The sequence below is a fragment of the Pseudarthrobacter sp. alpha12b genome, from assembly GCF_054130495.1.
Genome location: NZ_CP196746.1, coordinates 2,524,424 through 2,537,657, shown reverse-complemented (window position 1 = coordinate 2,537,657; position 13,234 = coordinate 2,524,424). Strand labels below are relative to the sequence as shown.

General features: G+C 65.2%; 14 protein-coding genes. 4 read left to right on the top strand and 10 right to left on the bottom strand.

Going from position 1 to position 13,234, the window contains the following annotated elements:
* Positions 1 to 25 precede the first annotated feature (25 nt).
* From ACTAQI_RS11700 to ACTAQI_RS11685, 4 genes are read right to left on the bottom strand one after another with little or no spacing between them, the layout of a single operon-like run.
* Complete coding sequence (locus ACTAQI_RS11700) at positions 26 to 1,201, bottom strand: alpha-hydroxy acid oxidase (RefSeq protein WP_457946030.1); 1,176 nt, start codon at positions 1,199 to 1,201, stop codon at positions 26 to 28.
* A gap of 23 nt (positions 1,202 to 1,224) precedes the next feature.
* Entirely contained in the window at positions 1,225 to 1,989 is a 765-nt protein-coding gene (locus ACTAQI_RS11695) for an amino acid ABC transporter ATP-binding protein (RefSeq protein ID WP_457946029.1), read from the bottom strand.
* Positions 1,986 to 2,948 carry an amino acid ABC transporter permease gene (locus ACTAQI_RS11690; RefSeq protein ID WP_457946028.1) on the bottom strand — a complete coding sequence of 321 codons (963 nt, stop codon included), beginning with the start codon at positions 2,946 to 2,948 and terminating at the stop codon, positions 1,986 to 1,988. The genes ACTAQI_RS11695 and ACTAQI_RS11690 overlap by 4 nt, the downstream gene beginning before the upstream one ends.
* 4 nt (positions 2,949 to 2,952) lie before the next feature.
* The gene (locus ACTAQI_RS11685) at positions 2,953 to 3,867 is read right to left on the bottom strand and encodes an ABC transporter substrate-binding protein (protein WP_457946027.1); all 915 of its coding nucleotides are present in this window, start codon (positions 3,865 to 3,867) and stop codon (positions 2,953 to 2,955) included.
* A gap of 221 nt (positions 3,868 to 4,088) precedes the next feature.
* On the opposite strand from ACTAQI_RS11685, the gene ACTAQI_RS11680 reads away from it, so the two are divergent.
* On the top strand, positions 4,089 to 4,790 hold the full coding sequence (locus tag ACTAQI_RS11680; protein ID WP_457946025.1) for a GntR family transcriptional regulator: 702 nt from the start codon (positions 4,089 to 4,091) through the stop codon (positions 4,788 to 4,790).
* A 105-nt stretch (positions 4,791 to 4,895) separates the two neighbouring features.
* Here ACTAQI_RS11680 and ACTAQI_RS11675 read toward each other — a convergent pair whose 3' ends face one another.
* Positions 4,896 to 5,759, bottom strand: a complete 864-nt coding sequence (locus ACTAQI_RS11675; RefSeq protein ID WP_457946024.1) for a hypothetical protein — start codon at positions 5,757 to 5,759, stop codon at positions 4,896 to 4,898.
* A gap of 782 nt (positions 5,760 to 6,541) precedes the next feature.
* On the opposite strand from ACTAQI_RS11675, the gene ACTAQI_RS11670 reads away from it, so the two are divergent.
* Together ACTAQI_RS11670 and ACTAQI_RS11665 are read left to right on the top strand one after the other, a co-directional pair.
* On the top strand, positions 6,542 to 7,942 hold the full coding sequence (locus ACTAQI_RS11670; protein ID WP_457946023.1) for a glutamate decarboxylase: 1,401 nt from the start codon (positions 6,542 to 6,544) through the stop codon (positions 7,940 to 7,942).
* Positions 7,943 to 7,962: 20 nt separating this feature from the next.
* The gene (locus ACTAQI_RS11665; RefSeq protein WP_457946022.1) at positions 7,963 to 8,832 is read left to right on the top strand and encodes a class II glutamine amidotransferase; all 870 of its coding nucleotides are present in this window, start codon (positions 7,963 to 7,965) and stop codon (positions 8,830 to 8,832) included.
* Positions 8,833 to 8,872: 40 nt separating this feature from the next.
* Here the strand turns inward: ACTAQI_RS11665 and ACTAQI_RS11660 are convergent, their stop codons facing one another.
* The 5 genes from ACTAQI_RS11660 to ACTAQI_RS11640 form a co-directional block, all read right to left on the bottom strand.
* A complete protein-coding gene (locus tag ACTAQI_RS11660; RefSeq protein WP_457946021.1) occupies positions 8,873 to 9,703 on the bottom strand; it encodes an anti-sigma factor in 831 nt (276 codons plus the stop codon).
* Complete coding sequence (locus tag ACTAQI_RS11655; protein ID WP_457951042.1) at positions 9,690 to 10,262, bottom strand: RNA polymerase sigma factor; 573 nt, start codon at positions 10,260 to 10,262, stop codon at positions 9,690 to 9,692. The genes ACTAQI_RS11660 and ACTAQI_RS11655 overlap by 14 nt, the downstream gene beginning before the upstream one ends.
* Positions 10,263 to 10,450: 188 nt before the next feature.
* Positions 10,451 to 11,164 (bottom strand): DUF4397 domain-containing protein, encoded by a 714-nt coding sequence (locus ACTAQI_RS11650; RefSeq protein ID WP_457946020.1) that lies wholly within the window; start codon positions 11,162 to 11,164, stop codon positions 10,451 to 10,453.
* Between the two features lie 125 nt (positions 11,165 to 11,289).
* Positions 11,290 to 11,829 (bottom strand): hypothetical protein, encoded by a 540-nt coding sequence (locus ACTAQI_RS11645; protein WP_457946019.1) that lies wholly within the window; start codon positions 11,827 to 11,829, stop codon positions 11,290 to 11,292.
* A 135-nt stretch (positions 11,830 to 11,964) separates the two neighbouring features.
* Positions 11,965 to 12,702, bottom strand: coding sequence for a hypothetical protein (locus tag ACTAQI_RS11640; RefSeq protein WP_457946018.1), 738 nt, complete (start codon positions 12,700 to 12,702; stop codon positions 11,965 to 11,967).
* A 142-nt stretch (positions 12,703 to 12,844) separates the two neighbouring features.
* On the opposite strand from ACTAQI_RS11640, the gene ACTAQI_RS11635 reads away from it, so the two are divergent.
* The gene (locus tag ACTAQI_RS11635; protein WP_457946017.1) at positions 12,845 to 13,210 is read left to right on the top strand and encodes a hypothetical protein; all 366 of its coding nucleotides are present in this window, start codon (positions 12,845 to 12,847) and stop codon (positions 13,208 to 13,210) included.
* Positions 13,211 to 13,234 lie beyond the last annotated feature (24 nt).

Genomic DNA, 13,234 nt, shown 5'->3' with positions numbered 1-13,234 from the left:
TCCTGACCATGTATTTGTCTGCGCTCTAAACGAGCAGGCTCTCGGGTACGGCTGACTGGCTGCGCCCTGCGAAGATGCTGGTGTCCAAGTCCGCGACGGAGGCCTTGCCCACGAACCCCATGGCCCCCTTGAACTCGTCCTGGAGGATTCCGAAGACCCGGTCAACGGCCGGTTCACCGCCGGTGGCGAGGGCGTAGGCGAAAGGACGTCCGGCGAGGGCGGCCTTGGCGCCCAGCGCGACTGCCTTGACGATGTCGTGGCCACGCCGGATGCCGCCGTCGAGATAGATCTCCGCCCGGCCGCCGACCGCGTCAACGATGGACGGCAGGACGTCGATGGTGGCGGGCTGGGAGTCGAACTGCCGGCCGCCGTGGTTGGAGACGAAAATGCCGTCCGCTCCCTCATCCACTGCCCGGGCTGCGTCCTCGGCATCCATGATGCCCTTGATCACCAGGTTCCCCTTCCACTCGGAACGGAGCCTGGCGAAGTCCTCCCAGTTGGCGCCCGGGTTCTTGTTGGATGCCATCCAGTTGTTCATCTCGTCCATGCGCAGGGGGCGGCCGTTGATCTGGTAGTTCCCGTACGTCATCTTCCGGCCGGTGAGCCACCGCCACAGCCACGCAGGGCGCGTGGCGGCATTGAAGTAGTCCGCCACCGGCGGGCGCGGCGGCATGGACAGCCCGTGGTGCAGGTCCCGTTCGCGCTTGCTGGAGGACCCGACGTCGCCCGCCACCACCAGTGTCTCAACGCCCACTGCATGTGCCCGGCTGATGTAGCTGGCGGTCTCCTCCGGATCCTTCCAGAAGGCGATCTGCGCCCACAGATTGTTGGGCGCCACCTTGGCCACCTCTTCCAGCGAGCAGCCGGCCCAAGCACTGTGGATGAAGATGGACCCCGCCCGGACCGCGGCACGGGCAACGGCGGGATCAGACCCCGGGTGGAAGATGGTGAGCATTCCCATCGGTGCCACCATCAGCGGCATCGCCAGGGAATGGCCCAGCACGGTGGTGGACGTGTTCAGGCCCCGAAGGTCCACCATTGACCGCTGGCGAAGCATCAGGGCATCGAACCGGTCCTCGTTGGCGCGCATGGTGGTCTCGTCCAGCGCGCCGCCCTCCAAGTAATCCGAGATCATTTTCGGAAGCTGCTTCCGGGAAGCCTTGCGGTAGTCATCGATGCTGACAATCCATTTGTTTCTCAAGTGTCCTGCTCCAATGCGTTGGGCTAGATGACTTTTGCCAGGAATTGTTTGGTGCGTTCGTGCCGGGGGTCGCGCAGGACCGTCCGGGGGTCGCCCTGCTCCACGATGCCGCCGCCGTCCATGAAGATGAGGTGGTCGCCCACTTCCCGGGCGAAGCCGATCTCGTGGGTGACCACGATCATGGTCATCCCGCCGTCCGCGAGCTTGCGCATCACGTCCAGCACCTCGCCCACGAGTTCCGGGTCCAGGGCGGATGTGGGTTCGTCGAACAGCATCAGCCGCGGTTCCATGGCCAGTGCCCGGGCGATGGCCACGCGCTGCTGCTGGCCTCCGGACAGGGACGCCGGGTAGGAGTGCGCTTTCTCGGAGAGCCCCACCCGTTCCAGGAGGATCTTTGCCCGGTCCTGGACGGCCTTCCGGCTTTCCTTCTTCACCCTGACCGGTGCCTCGCAGATGTTCTCCAGCACCGTCATGTGCGGGAAAAGGTTGAAGCTCTGGAAGACCATGCCGATGTTCTCGCGCATCCTCGCCGCTTCGGCGTTGTTCTGCGCGTGCAGCCGGCCTTTCCTGATCTTCACGCCAACCGGCTGTCCCTCCACAAGGATGTACCCGCCGTCGAGCGTTTCCAGCTGGTTGATGCAGCGCAGGAACGTGGACTTGCCGGACCCGGACGGCCCGATGATGCAGGTGACGCTGCCCTTGGGGATGGTGAGGTCGATGCCCTTGAGGACTTCGAGGTCCCCGAAGCTCTTGGTGACGCCCTGGGCCTCGATCATTACCTCGGTCATGGCTGGACCTCCTGGGGTGCGGTGCGGGAGTTCACTGCTTTGGCTTTGCGAGTGCGCCGGGAGCTGCGTCCCGAGGTGATGCCGCCCCGGTTGAAGTGCCGCTCAATGAAGTACTGCCCAAGGCTCAAAATGCTGGTGACCAGCAGGTACCACATACTGGCGGCGATGAGCAACGGAATGGTTTTGAAGTTGGCGCTGTAGACCAGCTGCGCGGAGTACAGCAGCTCGGGGAAGGCCAGGACGCTCACCAGGGAGGTGGTCTTCAGCATGGAGATGGTCTGGTTGCCGGTGGGCGGGATGATGATCTTCATGGCCTGGGGCAGCACAACCCGGGACAGGATGGCGAAGCGCCGCATGCCCAGGGCCGTGGCCGCTTCGGTTTGCCCGCGGTGGACGCTGAGCAGCCCGGCGCGGACGATCTCGGACATGTAGGCGCCTTCATTCAGGCCGAGCCCGAGGATTGCCGCCATGAACGGGGTGATCAGCACGTTGGCATCCACGGAGAAGAACTCGGGCCCGAACGGCACGCCCACCGCAATTCGTGGGTAGATGGCGGCTATAAAGCCCCAGAAGAGGAGCTGGACGAAGACCGGCACCCCGCGGAACAGCCACACCAGGAACGCGGCGGTCCCTGCCACGATGGCGTTCGGCGCGAGCCTGGCCAGCGCCAGCAGAACGCCGACGACGATTCCCACGGCCATGGAGATGGCCGTCAGTCCCAGCGTGCGCAGGAGACCTGTGAACAACCGCTCCGAGGTGAACCAGCCGAAGACCACGTTCCACTCGAAGCGCGGGTTGGTGACCAGGGAGTAGCCCACCAGGAAGATCGCGAACAGGACGATGGCGGCCGTGAGCCACAAGCCTCCGTGGCGCTGGTGCGGACGGCCCATCAGAAGCTGCCGGTCCAGTCCGTCGCCGGCTGGTGCCTTGGCGTCGCGTTCCGTGGCTGTGTTGGCCATGTGGCTACTGCGCTTTGTTGAAGGCGAAGTCAGAGATTGCACCGCTGCCTACACCCCACTTGTCGAGGATCTCCTTGTACTTGCCGCTCTTGGCCAGCGACTCCATGCCGAGCTGGATGGCCTTTTCCAGGCCCGCGCCCTTCTTGAAGCCGATGCTGACGGGGGAGACGTCCTTCTCGCCGAGCAGTTCGATCTGGCCGCCCTGCTTGATGGCATAGCCCAGGGTGGGACCGTCGATGTAGACGGCGTCAATGCGGCCGGCGGTCAATGCGAGGTTGGGGGCCTGCATGTCCGGGTAGGTCATGGCTTCAATAGCCGGGTTGCCGGCGTCCGTGCACGCCTTGGACAGGGCGGGCAGGCGCTTGAGGTCCTGGAAGGAACCCTTCAGCACGCCCACCTTCTTGCCGCAGAGGGTGTCCACCGTGAGGTGCTGCGGGTTGCCCGGGGCCACGCCGATGCCGCTGCCGGACTGGTAGTAGTCCACGAAATCAAGCACCTTCATGCGTTCCGTCGACGGGGACATCTGGGAAATGGCCATGTCGAACTTCCCGGCAGCAATACCGGGGATGATGCCGTCGAAGGGGCCGCTCTTGACCTCCGTCTTCAGGCCCAGCGTCTGCCCCAGGGCCATGGCAATTTCGGGGTCAATGCCCTGGACGGTTGTCCCGTCCGCGGCCATGAAGTGCAGGGGAGGGGAGCTCTGGCTCATGGTGACGGTCAGGGTTCCCTTGTCCTTTGCGTCCTTGGGCAGCGCTGCCGCGGCGGCTTCGTCGACCTTGACGGCCTCCGCGGAGCTGGAAGGTTTGGGGGCATTGGACTGGGCAGAAGAGGTCATGTCGGGATTGGAGCACCCGGAGAGAAGCACGCTCGCCATGGATACTGCGGCGACGGTCACCATCATCGATCGGAACTGAATCATCTACACGCCTTCGGATTTGGGGGAGGGGGACTGGAGACGGAGTTCTCCAACGCTTGAAGGGCAACAGCTGTTGTGTGTTTTAGATCACTTTGCTGTCCGGTATCATGTACCGTACATCATGCACGATTTTCCGCCAACACCTTTTTCTCGGTCAGGTTTTTGTGACGGGAGCACGGCTGACGCTGCGTCCGATCGACCCATAATTCACATAGGATTCCGAAATGAACGCCGCTTCGCCTGAAGAAGAAGTACTCATCCCCGGCCGGCCGATGTTGGTGGACCAGGTGTTCGAGGCCATCCTGTCCCTGCTGCTGGATGACAAAATCTCCACCGGATCGCCGCTGAGCATCGACGGGCTGGCCAAACGCTTCAAGGTTTCCTCCACCCCTGTCAGGGAAGCCCTGGCGCGCCTGGAGACCACCGGCATGGTCAGGCGGGAAGCCCTGCGGGGCTACAAGGTGGCTCCGGAACCGACCGCCAGCGACATCGCCGCGCTCCTGACGTCCCGGCAGATCCTCGAGCCCGCTTGCACCAGCATCGCCTGCACCAACTCAACTGAGGAGCTGGTGGCGGACCTGGAAAGATTCCACCGCGACCTTGAGGCCTCGCGCCATGGCGGAGACACCTTCGCCGGATACCGGGCCTACTGGCAGGCGGACGAGAATTTCCACCGGCGCATCGTGGAGGCCACCGACAACGAGTTCCTGCTCCGGGCCTACGGATCCATCGAGGGGCACATCCAGCGGTTCAGGCTCATGGTGCACAACGACATGAGCGGCGACCACACGGTGCAGGAGCACCAGGCCATCATCGATGCCTTCAAGGCCGGTGACGCCGCGGCGGCTACGGCCGCAATGAACAACCACATGGAGGGGATCAGGTCCCGTTCGCTGAGCCTTACGAAGTTCGGTCAGCAGAGCTGACGACCGGGCTCTGGCCGCGAGCACCGACCTCCCGGCCGCCCGGGCAGCTCCTGACAAGAATCACAAGCGGGCGTGGGGAAGCACCGATGACTGGCTGGTAGCGGGTTAGCAGCCAATTTTGGGCACATTCACGTGGGAGCAAAAGCTGAAAATTTCGTCGAAAACAGCGGCAATCTTCGTGGCTGTCGGTGAACTCTGGACCGCCTTTTCGGTATAAGCCTCCCAGCGGGAAACCTTGCCTGCTACCTCAGGGTAGTCGGCGTCGAGGTCCTTCACAGCCTTAAGGCAAGAAGATCCAGTGGTTGTGGCCTTGAGCGCTGCACTGAACCTTCGAAGGGCACTAGAGGAGTCCGTCAGGTCTTGGAAGGACGTCACGGACTCGCCCGCTGACTTGGCGCACGATGCCAATGCGCCCGCCTTCGGGTCACGGTGTTTGAGTATTGCCAGGTAGAGAGATTGATCCATCTCCTTGTACCTGTCAGCTGCAAGTTTGTACCCTGTCCAGGCTGTGGTCTGCTTGGAATCCGGTGACCAATCGTAGAGCCAGCTTTTTGGTTGCGCCACCTCTCCGGGCGCCAAGAACCACTTTTGGCTTGTATTGGAAAGAAAAGTGGTGCGGAAAAAGCCTGCTTCGTCCGTGTGCGATACGTAGGGCTCCAGCGAACCCGGAACAAATGCCCATACCTTGTCCCCGTGATTGCTCAACACCGAATTGATCTCGACCGGTCCATAACCCGAATAGCAAATAGTCAATCCTTCGTAAAGGTCGTCGTTCTCCGGGTATTGGAGGGGGACGGGCCGGTCCTCTGGGCACCCCTGGCGGTTGTACCACCCGGTGCCAGTGTCCTGTGGGGGGTCGGTCGGTTCCCTTGATGGTGGGGTTGGAGGATCCGAATAGTTGGTGCCGCCACCGCCGCCATCATTGGAACAGCCGGTCAGGGAGAGCACCAAAGTGAGCAGCCCAATCATTAATACAAATTTCCTGCGGTGCTGGTACATGGCATCTACGCGGCTTTCTTGGCCGGCCTGGCGGTATTCGGACCCTCTCCTAAATCCGAGAGCATAAGCCTACGGCGGAATCAGGAAAGCCAGTAGAGGCGAATACATGCAGGGGAGATGAATAGGTACCTCTTCTGTCGTTCGCCATATTAGGTAGGTGCATTCTGCAAACCTTGAGATGGGTGCGCCCGCTCCCCCCAAGCGAGGACAGTTTCGAGGACCTTTTGGAGAAGCCGTTCGGCAGGTATCCGGGCCGGGTAATTCAAGTATCGGTTACTGGTCAAATCTTCCGGGCGAGCTAGAAGAACATCGACGCCGATTCCGTCCCTGTCTGGACCCTCATGGCCGTCGGTGTCCTTCTGGTCATGGCCGGAGTTGCCGTCCGGATCGTCAGCATCCGGCGTTCCCTGAAAACGGCGGCGTAAAAAAATCGTCAAAGTTTCAGGCCTGACGCCCGAATCCCGGCATAGACGGTGGGCCCCCGGGGTACCTTGGATGCAGTGCCGCCGCCTCATAACCCCCCAATTTGAGGCGGCGGCCTTTCTCCTTTCTGGTGCCTCGGGCTGACGCGCGCTGCACCCAAGGCGCCGGTCCCCTGCAATGGCCCGCTCCGCCGTCGTACGTCCCGACGCGCCTGCCGACGTTCCTGGGTGCCCTTCACAGCCCGTCCATGAATAATACGGAGTGCTGGGAACAGCGGAAGTGCAGCGGCGGGCGTCTGCCTGCGGCAACGGCGGGCGAAGGAACTGGACATGGCGAGGTCACACCGGAGCGTACGGCACGAGCCCGAAACGAGCGTTGAGCTGAACCCCTTGTTCAGCCGGCCGGGGGAGTCCACCATTTTTCCGCGGTTCACCATCCCGGACGGGGAGTCCCTGCCGGCCACCGCGTACCAGGTGGTCCACGACGAGGTGATGCTGGACGGCAACTCCCGCCTGAACCTGGCCACGTTCGTGGGGACCTGGATGGAACGGGAAGCCTCCCAGCTGTACGCGGAAACGTTCGACAAGAACATGATCGACAAGGACGAATACCCGCAGACCGCGCTGATCGAAACCCGGTGCTGGCGGATGCTCGCTGACCTGTGGAACGCCCCGGATCCTGCGGCGACCATCGGCACCTCAACCGTTGGATCCTCCGAGGCGTGCATGCTCGCCGGCCTGGCCCTCAAACGCCGGTGGCAACACCGCCGTCGTGCCGCCAAACAGCCCACGGACTCGCCGAACATCGTCCTCAGCTCCGCCGTGCAGGTGTGCTGGGAGAAATTCTGCAACTACTGGGAGGTGGAGGCCCGCTACGTGCCCGTCTCCGCCGACCACCCAACCCTGGACGGCCATAACCTGGACCGCTACGTGGATGAGAACACCATCGGCGTGGTGGCCATCATGGGCGTCACCTACACCGGCGCCTACGAACCCGTGGAGCAGATCTCCGCGGCCCTGGACCGGATCCAGGCCGGCACGGGCCTGGACATCCCCATCCACGTGGACGGCGCGTCCGGGGCCATGGTGGCGCCGTTCCTGCAGCCGGAACTGGTCTGGGACTTCCGGCTCCCCAGGGTGGCCTCCATCAACACCTCCGGCCACAAGTACGGGCTGGTGTACCCCGGCCTGGGCTGGATCGTGTGGCGGGACGCTGACGCCCTCCCCGACGACCTGGTGTTCCACGTCAGCTACCTGGGCGGCGACATGCCCACCTTCGCGCTGAACTTCTCCCGGCCCGGCGCCCAGGTGCTGCTGCAGTACTACCTGTTCCTCCGGCTGGGCTTCGCCGGCTACCGGTCCGTGCAGGCAAGCTCCCGCGACGTGGCCCTCTACCTCTCGCACGAGATTGGGGCCATGGACGCCTTCACCCTGTGGAGCGACGGGTCAGACATCCCGGTCTTCGCCTGGCAGCTCACCGACGGCCACACCGAAAACTGGAACCTGCACCACCTCTCCGAGCGCCTGCGCATGAACGGTTGGCTGGTCCCGGCCTACCCCCTGCCCGACGGGCTCAGCAACATCACGGTGCAACGGATCGTGGTCCGCAACGGCTTCACCCGCGACCTGGCAGCCAGCTTCCTGTCAGACCTCAAGAAGGAAGTGGCCTACCTGGACGCACTGACCGGGCCCATGCCCGCCGGGAAGCAGAAGGAAGCGTTCCACCACTAGCCGTTTGTATAGGAGCGTCCATGTGCCGATTGTTCGGGCTTCACGCCGGGTCCCGGCCGGTGCGCGCCACCTTCTGGCTGCTGGACGCCCCGGACAGCCTGTCCGAGCAGAGCAGGCGGGAGCCCGACGGCGCGGGGATCGGGACGTTTGATCCCGACGGCGGCGCAAAGGTCAGCAAACGGCCGCTCGCCGCATGGGAGGACCACGCCTTTGCCCGGGAGGCCCGGGAGCTGATGAGCACCACCTTCCTGGCCCACGTCCGGTACGCCAGCACGGGCGCTCACACCATGGCAAATACGCACCCGTTCGAGCAGGACGGGCGGCTGTTCGCCCACAACGGCGCCTTCCACGGCCTGGACTGGCTGGACGAACGTCTTCTGGAGCTTGGGGCGGCGGGGCAGGTGCAGGGCCAGACCGACAGTGAACGCCTCTTCGCCCTCATCACGGCCGAGAGCCGGAGTGCCGGCGGGGACGTGGCGGAAGGCATCGCCCGCGCAGTGGGCTGGGTGGCCGCCGAGCTGCCCGTGCTGGCCCTGAACCTCATCGTGACCACGGCGACGGACCTCTGGGCGCTCCGCTACCCGGCAACGCACCCGCTCTACATCCTGGAAAGGGACCCCTCAGCCGAGCCTTCCCCGGCCGCGCCGCTGGACGCCAGGAGCCACCGGATCCACTCGCGAAGCACCGAACTCTCGGTTTCCCCTTCGGTCCTCTTTGCCACCGAACCGATGAACCACAACCCCGGCTGGCGCCCCCTGGGGCCGGGGGAGCTGGTGCACGTTGGCCCGGACCTGGCGGTGACGTCCACCCTCCCTTTCCCGGACCAACCCGCCCACCCGCTCACGCTGGCCGACCTGGAACCGTCCGCGGCGGCGTCGCAAACGTCCTGACGGCGCTGCTAAAGCTGCTGCCTGCGATCCGGCGGGGGTGTCAGGATTTGGGGTTGAGTTTTCCCCTGGCCACGCTGTCGTCCGAGTGTGCCGGATTCCCGTTGTAGGCCTGGTTGGAGACATCGACGATGGGATATTGGGCCAGATCAATCCCGGCGGGAACGGTGAAGGTGCCGGTATCGTCCGCCAGGACGCCCAGGCTGACCATTCCGGAGAGATCGCTGGTGGCGACCCATACCTGCCGGTACCCCGCGGTGCGGTCGGCGGAGAGGCGGATGGTGAGCTGGCGGGTTCCGTCGGGAAGCTGTTCCACCTGTGCCTCGCCGCTGCCTGAATGTGCGGGCAGCGGCGTCAGGGATGTTTGGGCGAGGACCCTGGACGCGGGAGCGGACTGGGTGGAGCCGGGGGCAGGGGTGCCCGGGCGTTCCAGGACGCCGGCCGCGGTCCAGCCGGCGGCCGTGCCGATGAGGACGCCGGCTGCAGCGGCTGCCATCCAGAGCCGGGGACGGGTGCCCCGCTCCTGGGCGCGGGGGCGCAGCGGCGTCGGTGCGGCGTCCGGTTCCTGGTCCGGCTTCGAGGGGGTTTTCCCCGGAGCCGGCCTGACGGCTGTAGTCCCGGTCTGCGTCAGGGGATCCGCTGCGAGGGCGGGTGACAGGCCAAGCGCCTGGTGGATCCCGGCCCAGGTCCGCGGGCCGGGCTGCTCAAGTTTGATGCCCGCGGGCTCCAGGGTGGCAATGTCCCTGACAAGTTGGAGGCTCCGCAGGGTTTCGGCGCATTCCCGGCAGCCGGCAAGGTGCTCGGCGTCGGCCTCCGTGCCCGGTGTTTCGCCCAGGGCCATCAGGCTCAGGAGCTCCGCGTCAAGGTGTTCCATGTTCCACCTCCAGGCGGGTGCGCAAACGGTTGAGGCTGCGCCGGATATGGCTTTTGACGGTTCCGAGCGGCAGGTTCAGGCGGGACGAGATCTGGTCGTGGGTCAGGTCATCGTAGAACGCCAGCCTGAGTATCGCCTGTTGGGGGTCTCCTAGGTGTTCCAGTTCATCGTCAAGGATCAGGCGGTCGGCCACTGCCTCCACACTTCCTTCTTCCGGTCCGGCAGCCGGGTCCGGGAGCAGTTGGACGGCGGCCTGTTCCAGGTGGCATTGCCGGGTGCGGTCTGACAACGCATCATTGATGGCGTTTCGGGTGATCCCCACCAGCCAGGCGGGCAGCCGGGCAACGTCCGGCCGGTAGGTGGTCCGTGACTTCCAGGCGCGGATGAACACTTCCTGGGTGACGTCGTCCGCCGCGCTCCGCTCGCCCAGGGACCTGAGCGCCAGGGTGTAAACCAGCGGGCTCAGCCTCCGGTACGCCTCGGCGAGGACGCGTTCGTCCCCGCGGGCAAACGCCTGATCGAAGCCGGGGTCCCAATCGTGCGTGGCGGCAGCCTCCATCGGGTGCTCCTTGAGCGGCAACAGGCCTGATTGGAACCCCATTATGCCGGTGCCCAGTGTGGTCCGCCATGGGCGCATGGCACTACCGCACGCGGACGTTCCCAGTGCTTGTCCCCGGCGGCGCCGCGGTGTGGGCGGCTCCGCCGGGGACAAGTGGAGGGTATTAACCTGTTGCCGGGCTTGGGAGGTCAGTCGTCGTCGCAGCCGTGGCCGCGTGCTGCGGAGTCCACCACCTGCACGGCAAGCCCCAGGTTGTCATCGGCCAGGCTGCCCCAGGCGTAGACGATGGTGTTCTTGCCCTCGGCGATGGTGACGTCGGCGGGGCCAATGAGCGGGGCGGTGGTTCCCGCTGCCGCCACCGAGGCCGAGATGGTCCCCGCCTTCAGGGTGCGGGTCTTCTCGTCCGGGTTGGTGAGACCCTTGACGACGGCGGTCCCGCCGGCCAGGACATCGACGGCCGGGGCGGCGGCAACGTGCCGGACGGTCAGCTTGCCCTTTCCGTCAGGACTGGCCTTGGTGTTGTTGGTGAACAGTGTGGCGGTGGGCGTCCCGTCAGCGGCCAGGTGCGCGACGGCGGTGTAGTCCTCTCCGGCTTCGAGGTCCACGTTGACGGGGCCAATCACGGGGTTGTCGGCGCTGGTCGCGTCGGCTCCGGTGATGGCAATTTTGTGGTCACCGTCCGGAACGGTCAGCGGGCCTGCCAGGGTGCCCGGCTTGAAGTCGTCCAGGGTGAGCTTGCCGTCCACCCAGACGTCCACCGTCAGGCCAGGGACGCCGTGGAGGACGGAGAGTTTTGCTGTTTCGTCGTGGTGGTGCCAGTTGGACGCCTGGGCGGGGGCGGCCAGGGCCAGTGCTGCCAGCAGCGTGGTTGCTCCGGCGGCTGCAGAGAGTGTCTTGCGCATTTCGAACTCCTTTTAGGGGGCCCCGATGGGGCTGCGGTGTGCTTACACCCCTAATACCGGCCGAATGCCTTTCCCGGATGCAGCCGGACGGAAATTTCTTTTGGACCGGGCGTTGGATTCAGCCCCTATTGCCCTGGCGGCGGCGTGCCCCGTCCAATCAACGTTGCCGCACCATAGGCCCCTGCGAGGACCAGTATGCTGCCCAGCCACCCGGCCGCAAGGAACATCATCGTCATACGGTCGCTTTCCTCGAAGGGTGCCAGCAACTGGCCGGCCACCACCACTTTGCCTGCCGCCTGCCTTGCGACGATCGCCATCCGCAGGGCAGGCTCCGGCTGCCACGTCACCGTGTCGCTGCCCAACGCCCGCGCCGTTTCGAGCACCCCGTCCGGTACCACGGGAATGGAACCGTGAAGGGTCACGGTAGAGGAGAGCGGGCTGTTGTTGTCCCCGTAAACGATGAGGAAGACGCCGCTGTCAGGTGCCAGTTCCAGCCGGGGTCCTGCCGTCGTGTCGGATCCCGGTTGTTGAAGCCGTGCGGCGGCGGCCGCTGCCGGCGCCGTGTTGGCCGAGTGGCGGCCAATCTGCTGGAGCGTGACGTAGACGCTCCCAAAGGCGAGTGTGGTGATGATGGCCGCAGCCACGCACCAGATGATCCTTCTCATGGGAACATCATGCGCTCATGTCCGTGCCCGTGGCGTGCCACAAGGAAACCGGCCCACTGCTCACGCTCGCCAGCACTGGAACCGTGCGCGCCGCCGTCGTCCGCGTCCTGCCGGATGGACGGCCGGGTGGTTCCTTTACGTGCTGGGCGCTGCAGCCTTCTTCTGAAGCGCCTCTGCCATCTTCTGGACCTTGACACCGTAGCCGCCGTTGACCGCGGTGTCCTTGATCTTGTTCGCCTGGGCATCCAGGTCAGCCGGGGCGGCGTTCTTGAGTGCCGTCAGGTCCGCCTGGAGATTCGCGGGGAGCTTGGCGAACAGCTTCGGGTGGCTGATGAGCTGGTCTGCCACCTGCTGGAGCCCGGCGCCCGGGTTGCCCGAGCTGAACGCGGTGCGCAGCTCCTGCCGCAGCCCGGCCAGGCCGGTGGCGGTCTTCTCCGCCGTTTCGGCACGCTTCTGGATATCGGCCCCGTAACCGCCGGAGAGTGCCGTCGTCTTGATCTTGTAGGCGTCCTTGACCCTGTCGGCCGCGGCGGCGTCCTTGAGGGTGGTCACGTCTGCCTGCAGTGCTGCGGGGAGCTTCGCGAAAAGCTGCGGGTGGTTCACCAGGGCGGTGGCTGCCTTCGCCGCACGGTCACCAGCGGCCTGCGGGCTGTCCGCCTTCAGGTTCAGGAAGGCCTCCAGGCCGCCTGCGCCCTTCGCCTTTGCTGCCGTGGCTCCGGAGGTCGCAGCGGGCGAGGCTGAAGATGTGGGTGTTGCACTGGGGGACGCGGATGCGGCGCCGACACCCGCTGCGGCCATTGCGCCGGCGGCCAGGAGTGCTGCCGCTCCGACTCCGATGCGGGCTTTCATTGACGGGATTGATGGGTTCACCACGGTGTGTCCTCCAAATGTTGCGTGTGCGTTCGCGCCGGGCCCAGTGACCGGTGCGGGTTCACTGTAGGACCGCAGGCTGGGGAAACGCTGAGTGCCGGTCCCGGTGCTTACCCGTGTATGGCGTGCCGATTATGCTCGGATCATGGATGATTCCCCGGTGAAGACCGTCACTGTCCGCGACAAAGGGCCGTGGCAGCGGCGGATGTGGATGTGGATTGTTGCTGCAGGACTGGACGTGTACATCCTTGGATTCGTCATCGGACTCCAGCCATCGGGTCCGCTCTGCGGCAGCCCGTTGCTGCGGGAGAGCCATGCGGCTGAACTGATAGGCCTGCAGAAGGCCGGCATCGGAGCGACGGCCGTGTGCTACCGGAACATCGATGCCGATTCCGTCCCTGTCTGGACCCTCATGGCCGTGGGAGTCGCCCTGGTCATTGCGGGGGTGGCTGCGCGGATAGTCAGTATCCGGCGTTCCGTTAGCTTGGGCGGTGCCGGGAAGTCCAGCTGAGGGTGGGTGTTGATTGGCATCTGC

Bases quoted from the DNA above. Each gene is read 5' to 3' on its own strand.
- ACTAQI_RS11680 (WP_457946025.1), top strand. From the start codon at position 4,089: ATGAACGCCGCTTCGCCTGAAGAAGAAGTACTCATCCCCGGCCGGCCG.
- ACTAQI_RS11660 (WP_457946021.1), bottom strand. From the start codon at position 9,703: ATGGAACACCTTGACGCGGAGCTCCTGAGCCTGATGGCCCTGGGCGAA.
- ACTAQI_RS11690 (WP_457946028.1), bottom strand. From the start codon at position 2,948: ATGGCCAACACAGCCACGGAACGCGACGCCAAGGCACCAGCCGGCGAC.
- ACTAQI_RS11685 (WP_457946027.1), bottom strand. From the start codon at position 3,867: ATGATTCAGTTCCGATCGATGATGGTGACCGTCGCCGCAGTATCCATG.
- ACTAQI_RS11675 (WP_457946024.1), bottom strand. From the start codon at position 5,759: ATGATTGGGCTGCTCACTTTGGTGCTCTCCCTGACCGGCTGTTCCAAT.
- ACTAQI_RS11635 (WP_457946017.1), top strand. From the start codon at position 12,845: ATGGATGATTCCCCGGTGAAGACCGTCACTGTCCGCGACAAAGGGCCG.
- ACTAQI_RS11665 (WP_457946022.1), top strand. From the start codon at position 7,963: ATGTGCCGATTGTTCGGGCTTCACGCCGGGTCCCGGCCGGTGCGCGCC.
- ACTAQI_RS11695 (WP_457946029.1), bottom strand. From the start codon at position 1,989: ATGACCGAGGTAATGATCGAGGCCCAGGGCGTCACCAAGAGCTTCGGG.
- ACTAQI_RS11670 (WP_457946023.1), top strand. From the start codon at position 6,542: ATGGCGAGGTCACACCGGAGCGTACGGCACGAGCCCGAAACGAGCGTT.
- ACTAQI_RS11650 (WP_457946020.1), bottom strand. From the start codon at position 11,164: ATGCGCAAGACACTCTCTGCAGCCGCCGGAGCAACCACGCTGCTGGCA.
- ACTAQI_RS11645 (WP_457946019.1), bottom strand. From the start codon at position 11,829: ATGAGAAGGATCATCTGGTGCGTGGCTGCGGCCATCATCACCACACTC.
- ACTAQI_RS11655 (WP_457951042.1), bottom strand. From the start codon at position 10,262: ATGGAGGCTGCCGCCACGCACGATTGGGACCCCGGCTTCGATCAGGCG.